The following is a 19,775-nucleotide window of genomic DNA, read 5'->3' on the forward strand; positions in this document are numbered from 1 at the left end:
TATGCTAATTTGCTAAAAAGAGAATGTTTAACTTATTTCATTGCAGAAGGGCTGTCTCATAAGTTGACTTATTGAGACAGCCTCTATTTTTTATTTATTGGAAAAACTATGCTTTTACCTATTCATCACGAAAACGTTCTACAATGACTGGTTGAAGTTGCCTTCCTTCGAGAGCCGCTTCAACTGTGTCTTGTAAGGATGACATTCTCGCTACCATTGAGTTAGGCTTCTTTTCAGGATCATCCTGTCCGTAAGGTATAAAATAAATATTTTTTGTAGACATTAATCGCATTAAATTCACACCATTTAAACCTAGTGCATCATTTGTTGAGATACCCAATACAACAGGTTTCCCATTTCTTAATGTAGCTTTAGCTGCCATAAGAACGGGTGAGTCAGTTAAAGCATTCGCCATTTTACTCATTGAATTACCAGTTAATGGTGAAATCACCATACAATCGAGCGGTAGCTTTGGCCCAAGAGGTTCAGCATCTACAATTGTATCAATCACCTTACGACCTGTCACTTCTTCAATTTTTTCGATCCACTCTTCACCTGCTCCAAATCTTGTAGTTGTACTTTTGACAGTAAATGTAACGACGGGAATCACTTCTGCACCTGCATCTACCAATTTCTTTATTTCAGGATATACAGCATCGTAAGTGCAATGAGATCCTGTTAATCCAAATCCGATTCTTTTCCCTTGTAAACTCATTTATAATGACTCCTTTCTTTTAATTACATCTTCATCTAAAAGCTGTACTAATACATTACCAAGGATTTGACCTGCAGATTTAGGCGCAACAATACCAGGTAGACTTGGTGCTAATAATGCTTTAATTCCTCTTTTTTCTGCATAACGAAAATCTGTTCCACCTGGTTTAGATGCTAAATCAATAATTAATGTTTGAGTGGGCATTTTTTGAATGATTGCAGCGTTAACAATTAAATGTGGAATCGTATTAATACAAATATCAAGATCCTTTACTTCATTTCCCAAATCATTTAAATGAAAAGGCTGTAATCCCATCTCTTGAATTCGTGCAATATGTTCTGTCTTTCTTGCGCCTACCTTCACCTTTGCCCCTAAATGGTGAAAGGCTCTAGCAACACTCATTCCAACCCTACCTAAACCTAATACTGCTACAGTGGAACCATGAATAGTAAATTCAGTATGTTGAATAGCCATCATAATGGTTCCTTCAACTGTTGGAATTGAGTTATATATTGCTACATCGTCGCGTTCAAATAATTTCACCAATTTACGATTCGCTTTTTTAGTTATATGATCTAAATAAGAATTACTGATCCCCGAATAAATCGTGCAATGTGACGGGGTTTTTAAAAGGATATCTTCCGTTAATATCACTTCTTCATTGGAAAATATCGTATCTACTTCCCCCTCTTGATTTGTTCCTGGAACAGGTAAAATAATGGCATCAATTTCGCTAAAATTCACTTCATTTATTTTTTCTTTATAAACTCCTGAGAAAACATGATCTAATTGCTCAAATCCTATTAAAGACAGTCTTGCGTCTAATTCTGCTAATTTGCGGATTACCTCAAGCTGACGAGCGTCTCCTCCAATTACGGCAATCTGCAATCCTGTCAACATCAATATCGTCACCTTCTTAAAAGATTATCGCCTATCACTTCATTATCTTATGTGGAGTAATTGAATTCGGTGATTTATCTAATAAAAATAAAAACAGATTGACTTTATGCCAATCTGTCCTTTTTCATATTCTAATAGTTATTTTCAGGCACCTCGAGAATAATCATTTCTGAGCCAATGGTTCTAATCTGCTGCCAGGGTACCCTTATTTCACTGCTTTGTTTCCGCATCCATTTACCGGTTGGGATAATTAACGATTGAATTTGTCCAGATTTTTCGTTAAATTCAATATCAGTATGGCCTAATACTCCTAATCGTTCAGCTTTTTTAAAGTCAACAATTTCCTTTCCACTTAATTCACTTAATCGCATAAAATATCCCCTTTCTCACCCCACTATTCTATTACAATATATCGCTTGCCATCGTTTTTTAGAACATGCTTTCAATCTTCCATCCGTACAATAAAAAAACTGTCTGAAGGATTCCTTCAGACAGTGTAGTGTATTAAATATTTTTTGGTAATCTTCCGTCAGGGCTTACTAAAGAAACAGAATAATGCGGAGTAAAGATTTTTTGAGCTAATTGATTAACTTGGTCAATTGAAACTTTGTCAATCACCTCGACAATTTCATCAAGTGAGCGATGTTTCCCTAATAAGAGCTCATTCTTACCGTTTCTACTCATGCGACTATTCGTGCTTTCTAAACTTAGCATTAAGCTTCCTTTTAACTGCTCTTTGCAATTTTGAACTTCTTTAACGGTTACACCAGTATTTTTTAAATTGTTTAACGTTGATTGGATAGTATCAAATAAGTGATCTAATTGTTTAGCACCAGTACCTGCATAAATTGTTACCATCCCTGTATCCTTAAATGATGAATGATAGGAAAATACGGAATAAGCTAGTCCTTTTTGTTCACGTACCTCTTGGAATAGTCTAGAAGACATACTACCCCCTAATATGTTATTTAGAACAATCAAATCGTAAATGTCCTCATGACCTATAGGTAACCCCTCAAACCCGAGGCATAGGTGTGCTTGTTCCGTATCCTTTTTTCTAACGGTCTTATTTGTATGAAAGGTAGGAATATGCTTATTTCTATCAGTATTTCCTCCCTCATATGAACCAAATAGTGATTCAATTTCTTTAATAAAGGAATCAGACACATTTCCTGCAACAGATATGACTACTTGGTCAGGTGTATACATGTTGTGCATATATTCCTTAAGTGTTTGTCCCGTAAAAGTATCTAAAGTTTCCTCTGTACCTAGGATTGGATAACCTAAGGGATGATTTTCATAGACTGCCTTACTTAACAGATCATGAACAATATCATCAGGGGTATCTTCATACATTTTTATTTCTTCATAAACTACATTTTTTTCCTTTTTTAATTCCTCGTCAACAAACGTAGAGTTGAAGAACATATCCGCTAGTGTATCTAAGGCGAATTGTGCATGATTATCAAGTACTTTAGCATAATAGCAAGTATATTCTTTTGAAGTAAATGCATTAACCTGTCCGCCAATTGAATCAAATGCCTCAGCAATTTCCTTGGCACTCTTTGTTTTTGTACCTTTAAAAAACATATGTTCTAAAAAGTGGGATATCCCATTATTATCTGGATTTTCATTTCTTGAGCCTGTTCCTATCCATATTCCAATAGCAACCGAGCGAACCGTTGGGATTTCTTCATGTACAATTCTAAGTCCGTTTTGGCATGTATATTTCTTTATCAATGTCTAATCCTCCAAACTAGGTGTATTCACTATTAGGTCTTCTGAGATACCTACTTCTTTTCTATTTTTAGTTTTCCATCATTCACTTTAATAATCCGTTCTTCGTCCAATAATTTTGATACAGTTCCTATTCTTAGATCCTTTTTTCTGATTTCATTAATTAATTGATCAAGAGCTTTTGCAGTTGATTCTGTAGGATGCATAAGAATTAGTGCTCCAGGATGAACTTTTGATATGACGCGAGTAACAATGGTTTCAGGTGATGGTTTTTGCCAATCAACTGTATCAACACTCCACATAATTGTTTGCATATTCATAGAATCAGCTATTTTGACAACTTCATCCCGATAACTTCCACTAGGTGGGGCGAATAATCGAATTTGTTTTTCTGTCGTTGCTTTAATAACTTGATTTGTATTAATTAATTCTTCACGAACACGATCAGATGAAAGTGTTTTTAAATCTGGATGAGTATAAGAATGATTCCCTATTTCGTGACCTGCTTCTACAATCATTTTTGCCATATCAGGATTATTTTTCGCCCATCTGCCTTCTAAGAAAAAAGTCGCATGAATATTGTGATCCTTTAATGTTTTTAGCATTGATGGAATATATTCATTTCCCCATGCCACATTAATTAAAAAACTTACCATTGGTTTATCAGGGTTCCCTCGATAAATGGGGGCAGCAGGTAAGTCTTTTAAATGAATAGAAGGTGGGACTTGTTTGAATACTAATTTGTTTTCATCAAATTGTTTATCTTGCTTCATATTTTTATATGAGGCTTTTATATCGACTTCAATCCCATTGTATCCAGGTATCGCCTTCCAAACCTTATCAATTCGTGCATCCTGTGGTTTAATTGAATATTGATCCGCCTTATTAACTATTTGATTATATAAATCATTTTGATCTGTAGATATGTATTCTGCATCTAATTTTAAAGTTGCTAAATAGGTTTCCGTTAACGGATTATTAATGATTGACAATGTAAGGATAGCAATCAGAATGATTCCAATCAAGTTTTTTATTTTATTCACCTTATTTTCCTCCCTTATCTAAAAAATATGATGAAGTAGGACAAGGTAGAACAACAAAAGAAACATACAAATTGGGATCACCAAAAACTAAGAAAAATGAAAAAAGCCAGGTTCATTCCTGACTTTACTCTTTTTTATCACTATTTTCATTTTGTTCTTTTAAAACGGCTTTACGTGAAAGATTCACTCTGCCTTGATTATCGATCTCTAGTACTTTTACAAGGATCTCGTCACCGATTTTCAACACATCTTCAACCTTCTTAATGCGTTCCTCTGCAATTTCAGATATGTGTACAAGTCCATCTTTTCCACTGAAGATTTCAACGAAGGCACCAAATTTTTCAATACGTTTCACTTTGCCTAGATAAATTTGACCAATTTCTACTTCACGAACAATATCTTCAATAATCTTTTTCGCTTTTTTATTCATTTCTTCTTCTGTAGAAGAGATAAAGATTGTTCCATCTTGTTCGATATCAATTTTAACGCCTGTTTCCTCAATAATTTTATTAATTTGCTTACCACTTGGTCCAATTACATCTCTGATTTTATCTGGATTAATTGTCATTGTTAAGATCTTAGGTGCATAAGCAGATAATTCACCACGAGGATTAGAGATAGTAGACATCATATGATTTAAAATTTGCATACGACCTTTTTTCGCCTGTTGCAAAGCTTCTTCAAGAATCTGTCTAGATAGACCATCAATCTTTATATCCATCTGTAGCGCTGTTACACCTTTTTCTGTTCCAGCAACTTTAAAATCCATATCACCTAAATGGTCTTCCATTCCCTGAATATCTGTTAAGATCGTATAATGTTCACCTGATTTTACAAGCCCCATAGCAATACCAGCTACTGGTGCCTTAATCGGTACACCCGCATCCATCATAGCTAATGTACTTGCACAAATACTAGCTTGTGATGTTGATCCATTCGATTCTAGAACTTCCGAAACTAATCTAATTGTATACGGGAATGTTTGCTCGTTAGGAATAACTGGCTCTAAAGCTCTTTCCCCTAATGCACCATGACCAATTTCTCTTCGACCAGGTCCTCTCATAGGTCCGGTTTCACCCACACTAAATTGAGGGAAATTATAGTGGTGCATAAAACGTTTTGATTCTTCAATACCTAAACCATCAAGAATTTGTACATCTCCAAGTGCTCCGAGAGTACATATACTTAATGCTTGGGTTTGTCCACGAGTAAACAATCCAGAACCATGTGTTCTTGATAAAATACCCACCTCAGAAGAAAGCGGACGAATTTCGTCAATTTTCCGACCATCAGGACGTACTTTTTCTTCTGTAATTAAGCGACGTACTTCACCTTTAACTAATTTATTTAAAATTTGTTTTACTTGTTTTAATGTGTCTTCTTCTAATTCTTCTTGTTCTTCATATTTAGCAATGACTTCATCTTTTACCGTTTGGATGGCTTCTTCACGTGCATGTTTTTCTTGAACTTGAATCGCCTTGATTAAGTCAGTCTCACAAATGGAACGAACTTCTTGCTCTAGTGCTTCATCAATTTCATATAAAGTTACTTCCATTTTTTCTTTGCCAATTTTTTCAACAATTTCTTCTTGGAAAGCAATTAATCGTTTGATTTCCTCATGACCAAACATAATTGCTTCTAACATATTTTCTTCTGGTACTTCATCTGCACCAGCTTCAACCATGTTAATTGCATCTTTCGTACCCGCTACAGTCAGATGCATATCACTTTTTTCCATCTGTTCAACAGTTGGGTTAATGACGAATTCACCATCAATTCTTCCCACGATCACACCAGCAATTGGACCTTCAAATGGAATGTCTGAAACAGATAATGAAAGTGATGAACCAAACATAGCAGCCATTTCTGATGGGCAATCTTGATCTACACTCATAACGATACTAACGACTTGAACTTCATTTCTAAATCCATCAGCAAATAATGGACGAATAGGTCGGTCGATTAAACGACTTGCAAGTATTGCTTTCTCACTCGGTCTACCTTCTCTTTTGATAAACCCTCCTGGTATTTTACCTACAGCATATAGACGTTCTTCATAATTCACTGTAAGTGGGAAGAAATCTACAGATTTTGGTTCCTTTGAAGCTGTTGCCGTACTTAATACCGCTGTGTCTCCATAACGTACAAGAACGGCACCATTAGCTTGTTTAGCAAGCTGACCGATTTCAACAGTTAATTTTCTGCCGGCCCAATCAATACTAAAAATTTGTTTTTCTTGATCCATATAAAAACTCCTTTCCACCTTTCTCCCTTTTCATCCTTCTAAAAAAATGGGACAAAGAATAAATTTATTTTATTATTTTTTCTTTTATTACACAAAGGCTGTTTTCGTATAGTTTGTTGCTTTTGTATAAGCCCTACTGCCAGTCTTACACCTAAAAAGGCTTTCGACGGTTCTTATAAAGCTTGCAACTCTTTTCATATTGAAAGGAAGGAGCACATGTCAACAACCCATATTAGGCTAAAACATGATCTAAATAGCAACAATGTAAAAAAAAGAGCCTAAACAAAAAAACAACTTACAAAACTTTTGTGTTCTATTTTTTTGACTTTATATTATGTATTGTAAACAAAAAAATCGAAAAGTTTATCACTACTTTTTGGGAGTTACCCAAAAATAATTATTTTTTCTATCGCTTTTATTGCTAACAAAAAAGCGGGAATTATCCCGCTTCTCTTGTTAAATAAGCAACTTAAATTAACGACGTAAGCCTAATTTGTTAATAAGCTCACGGTAACGTTGAACATCTTTGTTACGCAAATAAGTTAGTAAGTTACGACGCTTACCAACCATTTTCATTAGACCACGACGAGAATGGTGATCTTTTTTGTGTGTACGTAAGTGATCATTCAAATTATTAATATCCTCAGTAAGGATTGCAATCTGAACTTCTGGAGATCCAGTATCAGTTTCGTGAACTTTAAATTGGTTAATAATTTCATTTTTGCGTTCTTGTGAAATTGCCATCCTTTTCACCTCCTAAAAAATAGATAATCCCCTGTTACTGAGCAAGCGTCGGTGATTCGACTTGCCAAGCAAAGGTTCATTACACTGTACTAGAATACTACTATTTAACAAAAAAAACAAGTCTACATTAAATTTTTTTCAAAGTATTTGATTGTTTCTAATGTATCCTTAGAAATTTGTTCCTTAAGTTGGTCGATTCCATCAAACTTTTTCTCATCTCTAATTCGTTTATGCCATTCAATCTTTACTTCTTCCCCATAAATGGATTGATCAAAATCAATAATATGAACTTCGATCGTTAACATAAACTCTTCTTCCTTTTTAAATGTTGGTTTAAAGCCAATATTACAAACTCCATTTAACCATTTATGATTCACGTTGATTTTTACTGCATAAACTCCTGGTTTCGGTAGAATATAATCACTATTCAATTGAATATTCGCTGTAGGAAAGCCGATTTGTCTACCTCTTTTTTCCCCATGAATGACAATTCCATTAGTTTGATAGAAACGTCCTAAAACATTTTGTACCCCTAGCATATCACCATTACTCAATAATTCTCGCGTTAATGTCGAACTCACTTTTTCTTCCCCTTCTTCATTTACCACCAATTTATCTACCTTAGAATAAGTAAATCTTTCTTTTGCATGAATAGGTAGTGTTTCCATCGTACCTTTCCCAAATTTACCATAAGAAAAATCAAATCCTGCTACAACATGTTGCACATTTAAACCACAAATATATTGGTCAACATATTCTTCTGGAGAAAGATTAGCAAAGCTTGATGTAAATCGAACAATAAATAAATAATCAATGCCCATTGTCTGAATTAATTGTTTCTTGTCCTCTAATGGTGTAATCAATTGGATTTGCTTATTTTTTTGACTTAGCACTACTGAAGGGTGCGGATCAAAAGTCATAACTGCACTCTTCCATTCATTTTCTTCAGCAATTGCTTTCGCTAACTTGATTACTTTTTGATGACCTAAATGAATACCATCGAAATATCCAAGGGCCATAACTAATGGAGGAAAATCTTCTTTTTTAAAATCATGTGGATGATGTATTGTAATGACTTTCAACTATCTCACCTTTTTCTATCCATTCAGAACTTTAACTGGTTTAATTAAATATGGTTTTTCTGGATGAATTTTATAAATTGCAATCACTTGATTTTGATAGATTACAGCGACCTCTTGTTCTCCATAAGTCCAAAAATCGTCTTTTGGTAACACAGCACCATTTAACACTTTCTCTGCTAATGTATCATTTATCACCATTTTGGGCAAATGAGAAAGACCACGATCTAATGGCTGGATAAAATGTTCAAATTGATCATCTTCTAATCCTTTTTCAATATCAGAAAATGTGACACATTCTTTCTCAGAAAAAGAACCTGATGAGATACGGGTCAAAGCTGACATATGTGCAGGATAGCCTAAAAGCTCACCCATTGTTACTGCTAAGGTTCGAATATATGTCCCTTTTCCACATTTTACACGAAAGCTAAATGAAATGTTTTCTCCTGTAAACACTTCTCGTTCATCCAATAACTCAATTTCATAAATATGAACCCATCTAGATGGGCGCTCTACTTCTATCCCTTTTCTTGCATATTCATATAAACGCTTTCCGTTCACTTTTACAGCTGAATACATAGGAGGAGTTTGTTGAATTTCTCCTTGTAAAGAATTTAGTACCTCAATAATTTCCTGGCGATTTAAATCCCTAGTTACTTGTTTTTCTTGTACTACTTCGCCACTAGCATCTTCGGTTGTCGTAGAAAATCCTAGAGTTACTTCACCAACATATTCTTTACCTGCATTTGTTATGTATTCGGCAATCTTTGTTGCTTTTCCTAAACAAATTGGTAATACACCAGTGACATCAGGGTCAAGAGTTCCTGTATGTCCAACCTTTTTCATCCTCAACATCTTGCGAATTTTGAATACGCAATCATGGGAAGTCATTCCTTTTGGCTTCCATAGCGGAAGAATTCCGTCCATATGTATTGTTTCACTCCTTTTAAAGTCTCATTTCTAAAATTGCTATTTATATAAGGGTAGAAAAGAGCTCGTAACCTAATTTATTGATTACACAAGATATATGCGCAAAATCACGGATATACCTTTTAAAAATGCTTTAAAAAATGGATAGACGAAGGGTGTCTATCCATTTTTTCTCACTTATCTGGGTTGATTTCTTTTAACAATGTTTCAATACGATTTCCATATTCAATGGACTCATCGATAGCAAATGATAATTCTGGAGTCTTACGTAAACGAATTCTATGTCCAACTTCAGAACGAATAAACCCTTTTGCTTTTTCTAATGCATTTAATGTATTTTCTCTTTGTTTATGATCACCTAATACGGTTAAATATACCGTTGCTTGCTGTAAATCACCTGTTACTTGTACATCTGTTACTGTAACAAATCCTATACGTGGATCTTTTATTTTTCTGCCAATGATTTCACTAAGCTCTTTCTTCATTTGCTCACCGACACGATTTGCACGAAGGTTCATAAATAAAACACCTCACATTACAACCATTCGTAAATGGTATCTAATCTTTCCCATTCAGGAAAGGAATCTAAAAATCTCAAGGAATTTTCCAGTTCTCTTTCTGCGGAAAATTGAGTTGAAGATACAGTAACAATCGCAATCTTTGTACGTTGCCACATATCTTGATAATCAATTTCTGAAACAGAGACATTAAACTTTTGTTTTAATCGACTCATTGTCCTTTGTAGAACAGCTCGTTTTTCTTTTAATGAGCTTGTTTCAAAGATGCGGAATTCACATTCCACATAGCCTATCATGCACGCTCGACTTCTTCCATAATAAAGGCTTCAATGATATCTCCCTCTTTAATATCATTGTAATTTTTAATCGTAATACCACACTCATAGCCTTGGCTAACTTCTTTTGCATCATCTTTATAACGTTTTAGTGTATCAATTTCACCTTCAAAAATAACGACGCTGTTACGGATAATACGAATTCCACTATCACGTGTTATTTTTCCATCAGTTACATAGCATCCTGCAATTGTACCCACTTTTGATACTTTAAAGGTTTGACGTACTTCCACTTGTCCAATGATTTTTTCATGGAATTCTGGATCAAGCATACCTTTCATCGCAGATTCAATTTCCTCAATCGCCTTATAAATAATGCGATGTAAACGAATATCAACATTTTCTGCTTCCGCTGCACGTTTAGCATTTACATCTGGTCGTACATTGAAGCCAATAACAATTGCATTTGATGCTGCTGCAAGTGAAATATCAGATTCATTAATTCCACCAACTGCTGTGTGGATGATTCGAACATTCACACCTTCAACATCAATCTTTTGAAGGGAAGCTGCTAATGCTTCTACAGATCCTTGAACATCTGCTTTAATAATAATATTAATGTCCTTCATTTCGCCTTGTTTCATTTGCTCAAAAAGAGTATCTAGACTAACTCGAGCAGTCTCATTGCGTTGTGCTTGAAGAACTTGTTGCGCTCTTGCTTCACCCACTTGACGGGCAGTCTTCTCATCATCAAATACAACAAAACGGTCTCCTGCTTGAGGAACATCATTTAATCCAGTAATTTCTACTGGTGTAGATGGTCCAGCTTCTTTTACACGACGACCTAAATCATTTACCATCGCGCGCACACGCCCAAAGGTATGACCAACAACAATTGGATCTCCTACATGCAATGTACCATTTTGTACTAGTAGAGTAGCTACCGAACCACGCCCTTTATCAAGCTGTGCCTCGATCACAGTCCCAACAGCTTTACGATTTGCATTTGCTTTATATTCCTCAACCTCAGATACAAGGAGAATCATTTCAAGCAAATTATCGATTCCTTCACCTGTTTTTGCTGAAATAGGAACAAAGATAGTATCTCCACCCCAATCCTCAGGAACAAGACCATGCTCTGTAAGTTCTTGCATTACACGATCAGGATTAGCTGATGGTTTATCCATCTTATTGACAGCTACGATAATTGGAACATTTGCCGCTTTCGCATGATTAATGGCTTCAACTGTTTGTGGCATAACACCATCATCTGCAGCCACAACTAATATAGTGATATCTGTAATTTGTGCCCCGCGAGCACGCATAGTTGTAAATGCAGCATGCCCTGGTGTATCCAAGAAAGTAATTTTCTTCCCATTCACTTCAACTTGGTAAGCACCGATATGTTGAGTAATTCCACCTGCTTCACCAGCAGTAACTTTCGTATTACGAATAGAGTCTAATGTTGTTGTTTTACCATGGTCAACATGCCCCATTATTGTAACAACAGAAGGACGTTCTTCTAATTCAACTTCATTATCTTCAGTGAAATATACTTCAAGATCTGTGGTATCAATTTGGATCTCTTCTTCCACTTCAACACCATAATCTGTAGCAATCAATTCGATTGAATCTTTATCAAGCTCATTATTAATAGTTGCTACAACACCTAGCATGAATAGCTTTTTAATTAATTCTGATGGCTCTCTGTGGAGCTTTTTCGCAAGTTCTGCTACTGTTAAGGAACCACTAAATGTAATTTTACTTGGGAGTTCCTTTTTCTTAGGTGGTTGTGATTGTTGTTGCTGCGGTCTTTGTTTGTTCTTACTATTTTTATTATTTTTATATTGATTATTTTTTTGTTTTCCTTTATTTCCGTCGTTCTTATTTGACTTTACATCATTATTTTTTGGTTTATGTTTTGGTTGTGTAGTTTCATTCACGAGGCTCTCTTCAACTTCCATTTCTTTTTGTCTATTTTTTTTCTGGTCTTCCACTTTATTTTGATTCTTTTGATTAGAATTATGATTTGAATTAGATGCTTGTGTTTTATTCTTTGAGCTTAACCATTCATCTAATTTATTAATAGCATTCCCATCAATCATTGACATATGATTAGATACTTCAACATTCATTTCTTTAAGCTTTGAAATGATTTCTTTACTAGATACATTTTTTTGTTTTGCATATTCATATATCCGAACTTTACTCATATGTTCACCCCCACCTATGATTCAGCCGAGCAATAATTCTAATTTTTTTGCAAAGCCATTATCCATCACAGCAACGACAACTCTTGCTTCTTTTCCAATCGCTGACCCAAGAGTTTCTCTTGAACTAATTCGTTTAATCGGGACCTGATAATACTGACATTTGTCTTGGATTTTTTTGGCTGTATTTTCTGATGCATCATTTGATAGAAGAACAAGCTTTGCATGTTTATTTTTTACTTCTTTTACAACAAGCTCCTCACCCGAAATAACCTTCCTTGCTCGATTCGCTAACCCAAGTAGTGACATTGCTTTTTGTTCACTCATTAATTTAGAGATTCTCCCTTTCAACGAATCGGATTAATTCGTCATAGATTGAATCATCAATAGCTACTTCTAGATGGCTAGCCAATATGTTTTTTTTCTTGGCAAGTAGGATGGCATCTTTATCTTTAGACAAATATGCGCCTCTTCCTGATTTTTTTCCATTCGGATCAATTGATACTTCCCCATCTTTAGAACGAACAATTCGTATCATTTCTTTTTTAGGTTTCATTTCGCCTGTTGCAACACATTTTCTTAAAGGAATTTTCCTTTTTGTAGCCATTTAGATCGCCTCCTATTCGAAATCATCCTCATCTATTTCGAATGTATCATCTAGCTGATCTTCATTACTGAATAAATTATCTTCTCTTGGATATATCCCTAACTCGCGAGCTTCAGATTCACTTTTGATATCAATTTTCCATCCAGTCAATTTTGCTGCTAGACGGGCATTTTGACCACGTTTACCAATCGCAAGAGAAAGTTGATAATCAGGGACGATAACAGTTGTCGCTTTTTCTTCCTCATCAACAATCACTTCGAGAACCTTTGAAGGACTTAAAGCATTCGCAACAAACGTTACTGGATCATCAGACCATTCGACAATATCAATTTTTTCACCTTTTAATTCATTCACAATTGCCTGAACCCTTGCACCTTTAGGTCCAACACATGCACCAACAGGGTCTACATCAGCTTGGTCAGTATAAACAGATATTTTCGAACGATCTCCAGCTTCACGTGCAACAGATCTAATTTCAACTGTGCCATCGTAAATTTCCGGAACTTCAATTTCAAATAGACGTTTTAATAGTCCAGGATGTGTCCGAGAAACAAAAATTTGTGGCCCTTTTGTTGTCTTTTCAACTTTCGTAATGTACACTTTGATGCGGTCATGAGGACGATAAGACTCATTAGGCATTTGTTCACTTTGTGCAAGCAGCGCTTCAATTTTACCTAAATTCACATAAATAAATCGAGGATCTTGTCTTTGAACGATTCCAGTCATAATATCATCTTCACGATCGATAAATTCACTGTAAATGATGCCTCTTTCAGCTTCACGTACACGTTGGGTGACTACTTGTTTTGCTGTTTGTGCAGCAATTCTACCAAAGTCCTTTGGTGTTACTTCAATTTCTACAACATCTCCTACTTCATACGCAGGATTAATTTTTTGTGCATCCTCAACTGAGATTTCAAGTCGTGAATCAAAAACTTCGTCGACTACATCCTTCCTTGCAAATACACGCATTGTGCCGTTCCCTAAATTCAAGTCTGTACGAACGTTTTGCGCTTGATTAAAATTTCTTTTGTATGCTGATACTAGTGCAGCTTCGATGGCTTCTATGATAACATCGCGAGAAATACCTTTCTCTTTTTCTAAAATGATTAGAGCATCCAAAAGTTCTGTGCTCATGGAAACGTCATCCCCCTCAAATATAAATAAAAAACTCTATGAGTTAATGTTGTTAATTCTAACGAAATTCGTCAGAATGAGCTTTTGTAAATTAGATAAATATTAAAATACAATAGCTAGTCGGGCTTTGGCCACTTTTTCAAAAGGTATTTCTACTTGTTTCGTTCTAGTTTTCACTTTCATTTCAAGTTTGACATGATCACCTGTAAATTCAAGTAGTTTTCCCTCAAATTCCTTCTCACCATCAATTGGCTCGTAGGTTTTAATATTTACATGCTTTCCTACAGCTTTTTCAAAATCCTTTTCCTTTTTCAAAGGGCGTTCAGCACCAGGAGAGGATACTTCAAGAAAGTAATTATTAGGGATTGGATCTAATTCGTCCAATTTTTCCCCAAGACGTTCACTTACTATCCCACATTCTTCAATATCGATTCCATTATCCTTATCTATAAATACGCGAAGAAACCAATTCTTTCCTTCCTTAACATATTCAATGTCAACAAGTTCAAGATCCATATCTAGAATGATTGGTGCAACGAGTTCTTCTACAACGTCCGTAACTTTGCTCATAAAAACCTCCTGATTAACAATTCGTAAATTTGATAAAAGTAAATTAATCATCATAGAAGCAAAATGGACAAATCCCTGAGTAAACCGTGTAATAAACACGAAAGAGTGGGTATGAAGCCCCACTCTTTCCAAGAGTTATCAGTAGTATTTCCAATAAAAATATACCATAACCAAAATTTATATGCAAATAGAAATGCGGTGGCGACTGGTTTGCTCCGACAGGCAAATGTTCTCCAACAACAAAAGTCTGTCTTTTGATTTTTGTTGTTGGAGGTTATTTGACCCCGAGGAGCTAGGAGCCGAAGCTGGACAAATAGAAATGCGGAAGTGACTGGGTTAGACCCGACTAGCAAATGGGATAATCCGCTTTTTGATTTCCCTAATAGGAGATCCTTCTTTTTTTATATTCCTATCCACGTCTTGTCCAGCGATTTATAGAATTTAGAACAATGACAGCTGATTTTGCTCTGGAAGTGATTCTAAGCAGCCATGTTTATCAAGGTATTCAATAATCGTCTTCGATACTTTTCCACGTTGTTGTAGATCTTCCTTGGAAAGGAATTCCCCATCCTCACGTGCTTTAACAATATTTAATGCCGCATTTGTTCCAAGTCCAGGAATGGCATTAAATGGTGGAATGAGAGAATCACCATCTATGACAAATTCACTTGCTTTGGATCGATAAAGATCAACTTTTTGAAAATTGAATCCTCTTTCGCACATTTCAAGACATAGCTCTAAAACAGTTAATAAACTTTTTTCTTTCGTCGATGCATCCAGCCCTTTTGCATTTATTTCTTCAATTTTTGAACGGATAGAATTTGATCCACGTACCATTGACTCTAAATCAAAGTCTTCTGCTCTAACGGTAAAATATGCAGCATAGTATAAAAGTGGCAAATGTACCTTAAAGTACGCAATACGAACTGCCATTAATACATATGCAGCAGCATGTGCCTTAGGGAACATGTATTTAATTTTCTTACAGGAATCAATATACCATTCTGGAACATTCTGATTGCGCATTTCTTCTTCCATTTCCGGTTGAAGACCCTTCCCTTTACGGACAGATTCCATGATTTTGAACGCTAACGACGGTTCCAAACCTTGATAGATTAAATAAACCATTATATCATCACGACACCCAATAACTTCTGGTAGTATACAAGTTCCATTTTGAATGAGCTCCTGAGCATTACCTAACCATACATCCGTTCCATGTGAAAGCCCAGATATCTGAACCAATTCTGAGAATGTTGTTGGTTTAGTATCCTCAAGCATCTGCCGCACGAACCTTGTTCCGAACTCTGGTATTCCTAATGTACCTGTTTTACACATGATTTGCTCTTGAGTAACTCCTAATGATTCGGTATTGCTAAATATTTGCATAACCACAGGATCATCCGTTGGAATTGTTTTCGGATCGATTCCGCTTAAATCCTGCAGCATCCGGATCATTGTAGGATCATCGTGTCCCAGAATATCAAGCTTCAAGACATTATCATGAATCGAATGAAAGTCAAAATGGGTAGTTTTCCATTCCGATTCTCGATCATCTGCTGGGAATTGGATTGGAGTAAAATCATATACATCCATATAATCAGGAATAACAATAATCCCACCTGGATGCTGTCCTGTTGTTCTTTTTACCCCTGTACACCCTTGAACAAGGCGATCAACTTCAGCTCCACGTAATGTTAAGTTATTGTCTTGAGTATAACCTCTCACATAACCATAAGCAGTCTTTTCTGCAACCGTTCCAATCGTTCCAGCACGATATACATACTCCTCACCGAATAAAACTTTTGTATAATTATGTGCACGTGGTTGATATTCACCAGAGAAGTTTAAATCAATATCCGGTACTTTATCTCCTTTAAAACCAAGGAATGTTTCAAAGGGAATATCATGTCCGTCTTTTTTGTATTTTGCTCCGCAATTTGGACAATCCTTATCTGGTAAATCGAACCCCGACCCAACTGATCCATCATTGAAAAATTCAGATGTTTTGCATTCAGGACAGATATAATGTGGGGGTAACGGATTTACTTCTGTAATTTCGGTCATCGTTGCAACTAAAGATGAGCCAACAGATCCCCGTGAACCAACTAGATAACCATCATCCAATGATTTTTTTACAAGCTTATGCGAGATTAAATAAATTACAGCAAAACCATGTCCAATAATACTTTTTAATTCTTTTTCAAGTCTTGCCTCTACAATTTCCGGAAGTTCTTCACCATAAATACTTCTAGCCATTGAATAGCTCATATTTCGAACTTCTTCTTCTGCACCTTCAATTTTAGGTGTGTATAAATCATCTTTAATTGGTTTAATTTCATCTATCATATCTGCAATTTTATTGGTGTTAGTTACAACTATTTCTTTCGCCTTTTCCTCACCTAAAAAAGCAAATGCTTTTAGCATTTCATCTGTTGTTCGAAAATGAACATTTGGCAATTGGTGGCGATTGAGTGGATTTGCCCCTGCTTGGGAATTTATTAATATCTTTCGATAAATCTTATCTTCTGGATTTAAATAATGGACATTACCAGTTGCAACGACCGGCAAATTTAGTTTTTCGCCAAGCTTTACGATATTCATGATTATTTCTTCTAATGATTTCTCATCCTTAACCAGTTCCATTTCTATTAAATGGGCATAAACCTCTTTAGGATGCACTTCTAAATAATCATAGAATTTCGCTGTTTCTTCCACCTCATCAGGTGCCTTTTGCATCATTCCTTCAAATACTTCTCCTTTATCACAGGCCGAACCTACAAGTATACCTTCACGATATTTTTGTAATTGTGACCTTGGAATCCTTGGCACACGATAAAAATAATCAATATGAGCTAATGAAATAAGTTTAAATAAGTTTTTTAACCCTTTTTCGGTTTGGGCTAGTAATGTACAGTGAGAAGGACGAGCACGCTTATACGCACCACCTTTACCCATATAATCATTAAATTGATCATGGTATTCAATTCCTTGCTTACTGGCATCTTTTAATAATTTAATTAAAATATACCCCGTTGCTTCAGCATCATAAATCGCACGGTGATGCTGTGTTAATTCTATATCGAATTTTTTTGCTAATGTATTTAAACGATGGTTTTTAAATTCTGGATATAGCAATCTAGCAACTTCTAATGTATCAATAACTGGATTTGTTGCTTTTGGTAAACCAATCTTTTGATATCCGACATTGATAAACCCCATATCAAAGGAAGCATTATGGGCAACTAGAACATCATTTCCAGACCACTCTAGGAATTTTCGCAAAACAATATCTACATCTGGTGCACTTTCAACCATATCATCCGTTATTCCTGTTAATTCAATGGTAGTGTTGGACAAACGATGGTGTGGGTTTGCAAAGGATTCAAAACGATCGATGATTTCCCCATTATGAATTTTAACGGCCGCAAGTTCAATAATGGTATCATAAACTGCAGATAACCCCGTAGTTTCAACGTCAAATACAACAAACGTATCATCACTTAACAGACGATGGGCATCATTATATGTTATCGGTACTCCATCATCAACTAAGTTTGCTTCTACCCCGTATAATATCTTTATATCATTTTTCTTTCCCGCACCAAATGCCTCAGGGAAAGATTGTGCCACTCCATGGTCTGTAATGGCAATGGCTTTATGCCCCCATTTTTTTGCTTGTTTGACTAAATCACTAACTGAAGTGACCGCATCCATTTGGCTCATCGGTGAATGAAGATGAAGTTCAACTCTTTTCTCATCATCTGGTGCTAAATCTTGTCTTAATCTAGGTTTGATTTCATTTAAGTCATTGGCTATCATGACCAGGTCACGAACGAATGTATCGTTTTGAATACTTCCGCGAGCACGAAGCCACATACCTTTTTTTACTTGATTAAGGATTTGTGCATCCTCTTTATCTCGTGAAAACACTTTAACTAGGATAGAGCTCGTATAATCAGTGATTTTAAAGGTCAATAATGTTCTACCACTACGAAGTTCCTTTGTCTCAGCAAAAAAGACATAACCTTCAATCGTAATTCTTCTTTCTTCATCAACGATTTCTTCCATTCTACGGAACGTATCGTCATCCTTAATTGTCAAGCCAATCATCACTGGACCTTCAGGAGCACCAGCATCATTCGGTTCTGCATCCTTTTTCTGCATTTCCATGACAGCAAGCTTTGCTCGTTCTTCATCCTCTTTTTGTTTAGCCTCAATAAACTTCTTATATTCTTCATTTGATTCATTTTGCCCGATTTCAGATTCAATCATCATTAACGGAAATCCAAGATTTTGATAAATAGTTGAGATAATTTCCCCATATTTTTGCTTTAATGTTCTTGCTTCTGTATCGTTTCTTGCTTGTATGGTAAGTTTATTCCCTTTTAATTTTGGTACTTGTCCATTTAAAAGGGATAAAAGCATAGGTGAAATACCATCTAATTCTTTTACACAATAACTCCAGTAATCTAATACTTCTTTTTCAGAAATCTGCGTATCAATTACCCGTATGGAAAAATCCACTTGTGCAATATGATGGAACACATGTCTTAATTGTGTTGAAAAACGATAAAAAATTTCATACGGTAAAACGCGCTCTAATAAAAAATAAAAATGCCAACTTTTTTTATTTTTTTCAACTACTAGTTTCTCAATCTCAGCATTCGCAAACGATTGAACAACCATATTATCAGTCAAATTTAACTGCTGTAATAATACGCGAAATCTTTCTTTCCTGTCGGCGGGATTATTCGTCATATCTACCTCTCCCATCCATTTATTTTTATTTCTATTCCTTACACCAATTGGGTACTTACCTAATAATAAAAAAAGCCCTAACGAATTTCAATGTAAAACAATAAGGAAAATTTGCCTTTTAATTGATGCCAGAAGGATCAATTGCTCTTTTATACAGATTTAGTGGTTATTATGAAAGTTATAACTGGCTCTTTTCCAAAGTAAAATGAAGAGGATTTAGCATTCTTCACCAGATATTTATTAGTAAAACTGTACCTAAATATCATCAATGTTTGAGAAAAAAGCCTTGATAAAAATATTCCTT

17 protein-coding genes are annotated in these 19,775 nt (G+C 35.4%); all 17 read right to left on the reverse strand.

What is annotated here, in order from left to right:
• Positions 1–118 precede the first annotated feature (118 nt).
• Positions 119–715: a dipicolinate synthase subunit B gene (gene dpaB, locus MHI39_RS15815; protein ID WP_058002700.1), complete on the reverse strand. Its 597-nt coding sequence runs from the start codon at positions 713–715 to the stop codon at positions 119–121.
• Complete coding sequence (gene dpaA / locus MHI39_RS15820; RefSeq protein ID WP_058002699.1) at positions 716–1,615, reverse strand: dipicolinic acid synthetase subunit A; 900 nt, start codon at positions 1,613–1,615, stop codon at positions 716–718.
• A gap of 131 nt (positions 1,616–1,746) precedes the next feature.
• Positions 1,747–1,986 (reverse strand): YlmC/YmxH family sporulation protein, encoded by a 240-nt coding sequence (locus tag MHI39_RS15825; RefSeq protein WP_216383957.1) that lies wholly within the window; start codon positions 1,984–1,986, stop codon positions 1,747–1,749.
• A gap of 133 nt (positions 1,987–2,119) precedes the next feature.
• Positions 2,120–3,355 (reverse strand): pitrilysin family protein, encoded by a 1,236-nt coding sequence (locus tag MHI39_RS15830; RefSeq protein ID WP_259545743.1) that lies wholly within the window; start codon positions 3,353–3,355, stop codon positions 2,120–2,122.
• Positions 3,356–3,405: 50 nt separating this feature from the next.
• On the reverse strand, positions 3,406–4,386 hold the full coding sequence (locus MHI39_RS15835; RefSeq protein ID WP_180212917.1) for a polysaccharide deacetylase family protein: 981 nt from the start codon (positions 4,384–4,386) through the stop codon (positions 3,406–3,408).
• A 133-nt stretch (positions 4,387–4,519) separates the two neighbouring features.
• Complete coding sequence (gene pnp / locus MHI39_RS15840; protein ID WP_259545745.1) at positions 4,520–6,640, reverse strand: polyribonucleotide nucleotidyltransferase; 2,121 nt, start codon at positions 6,638–6,640, stop codon at positions 4,520–4,522.
• Between the two features lie 474 nt (positions 6,641–7,114).
• The gene (gene rpsO, locus MHI39_RS15845) at positions 7,115–7,384 is read right to left on the reverse strand and encodes a 30S ribosomal protein S15 (RefSeq protein ID WP_058002695.1); all 270 of its coding nucleotides are present in this window, start codon (positions 7,382–7,384) and stop codon (positions 7,115–7,117) included.
• 122 nt (positions 7,385–7,506) lie between these two features.
• Complete coding sequence (ribF, locus tag MHI39_RS15850; protein WP_071976699.1) at positions 7,507–8,466, reverse strand: bifunctional riboflavin kinase/FAD synthetase; 960 nt, start codon at positions 8,464–8,466, stop codon at positions 7,507–7,509.
• Between the two features lie 15 nt (positions 8,467–8,481).
• Entirely contained in the window at positions 8,482–9,390 is a 909-nt protein-coding gene (truB, locus tag MHI39_RS15855; RefSeq protein ID WP_342539699.1) for a tRNA pseudouridine(55) synthase TruB, read from the reverse strand.
• Positions 9,391–9,566: 176 nt separating this feature from the next.
• A complete protein-coding gene (rbfA, locus tag MHI39_RS15860) occupies positions 9,567–9,911 on the reverse strand; it encodes a 30S ribosome-binding factor RbfA (RefSeq protein ID WP_058002692.1) in 345 nt (114 codons plus the stop codon).
• Between the two features lie 17 nt (positions 9,912–9,928).
• Positions 9,929–10,207, reverse strand: a complete 279-nt coding sequence (locus MHI39_RS15865; protein WP_058002691.1) for a DUF503 family protein — start codon at positions 10,205–10,207, stop codon at positions 9,929–9,931.
• Complete coding sequence (gene infB, locus MHI39_RS15870) at positions 10,204–12,399, reverse strand: translation initiation factor IF-2 (RefSeq protein WP_058002690.1); 2,196 nt, start codon at positions 12,397–12,399, stop codon at positions 10,204–10,206. The genes MHI39_RS15865 and infB overlap by 4 nt, the downstream gene beginning before the upstream one ends.
• A gap of 21 nt (positions 12,400–12,420) precedes the next feature.
• A complete protein-coding gene (locus MHI39_RS15875; RefSeq protein ID WP_058002689.1) occupies positions 12,421–12,723 on the reverse strand; it encodes a YlxQ family RNA-binding protein in 303 nt (100 codons plus the stop codon).
• Between the two features lie 4 nt (positions 12,724–12,727).
• Positions 12,728–13,003, reverse strand: a complete 276-nt coding sequence (locus tag MHI39_RS15880) for a YlxR family protein (RefSeq protein ID WP_058002688.1) — start codon at positions 13,001–13,003, stop codon at positions 12,728–12,730.
• Positions 13,004–13,015: 12 nt separating this feature from the next.
• Positions 13,016–14,140: a transcription termination factor NusA gene (gene nusA / locus MHI39_RS15885; RefSeq protein WP_071976696.1), complete on the reverse strand. Its 1,125-nt coding sequence runs from the start codon at positions 14,138–14,140 to the stop codon at positions 13,016–13,018.
• Positions 14,141–14,242: 102 nt separating this feature from the next.
• On the reverse strand, positions 14,243–14,710 hold the full coding sequence (rimP, locus tag MHI39_RS15890; RefSeq protein ID WP_058002686.1) for a ribosome maturation factor RimP: 468 nt from the start codon (positions 14,708–14,710) through the stop codon (positions 14,243–14,245).
• A 441-nt stretch (positions 14,711–15,151) separates the two neighbouring features.
• Positions 15,152–19,471, reverse strand: coding sequence for a PolC-type DNA polymerase III (locus MHI39_RS15895; RefSeq protein ID WP_058002685.1), 4,320 nt, complete (start codon positions 19,469–19,471; stop codon positions 15,152–15,154).
• Positions 19,472–19,775: the final 304 nt, after the last annotated feature.

It is taken from the genome of Heyndrickxia sp. FSL K6-6286 (assembly GCF_038630395.1).
GTDB classification, from domain to species: domain Bacteria; phylum Bacillota; class Bacilli; order Bacillales; family Bacillaceae_C; genus Heyndrickxia; species Heyndrickxia oleronia.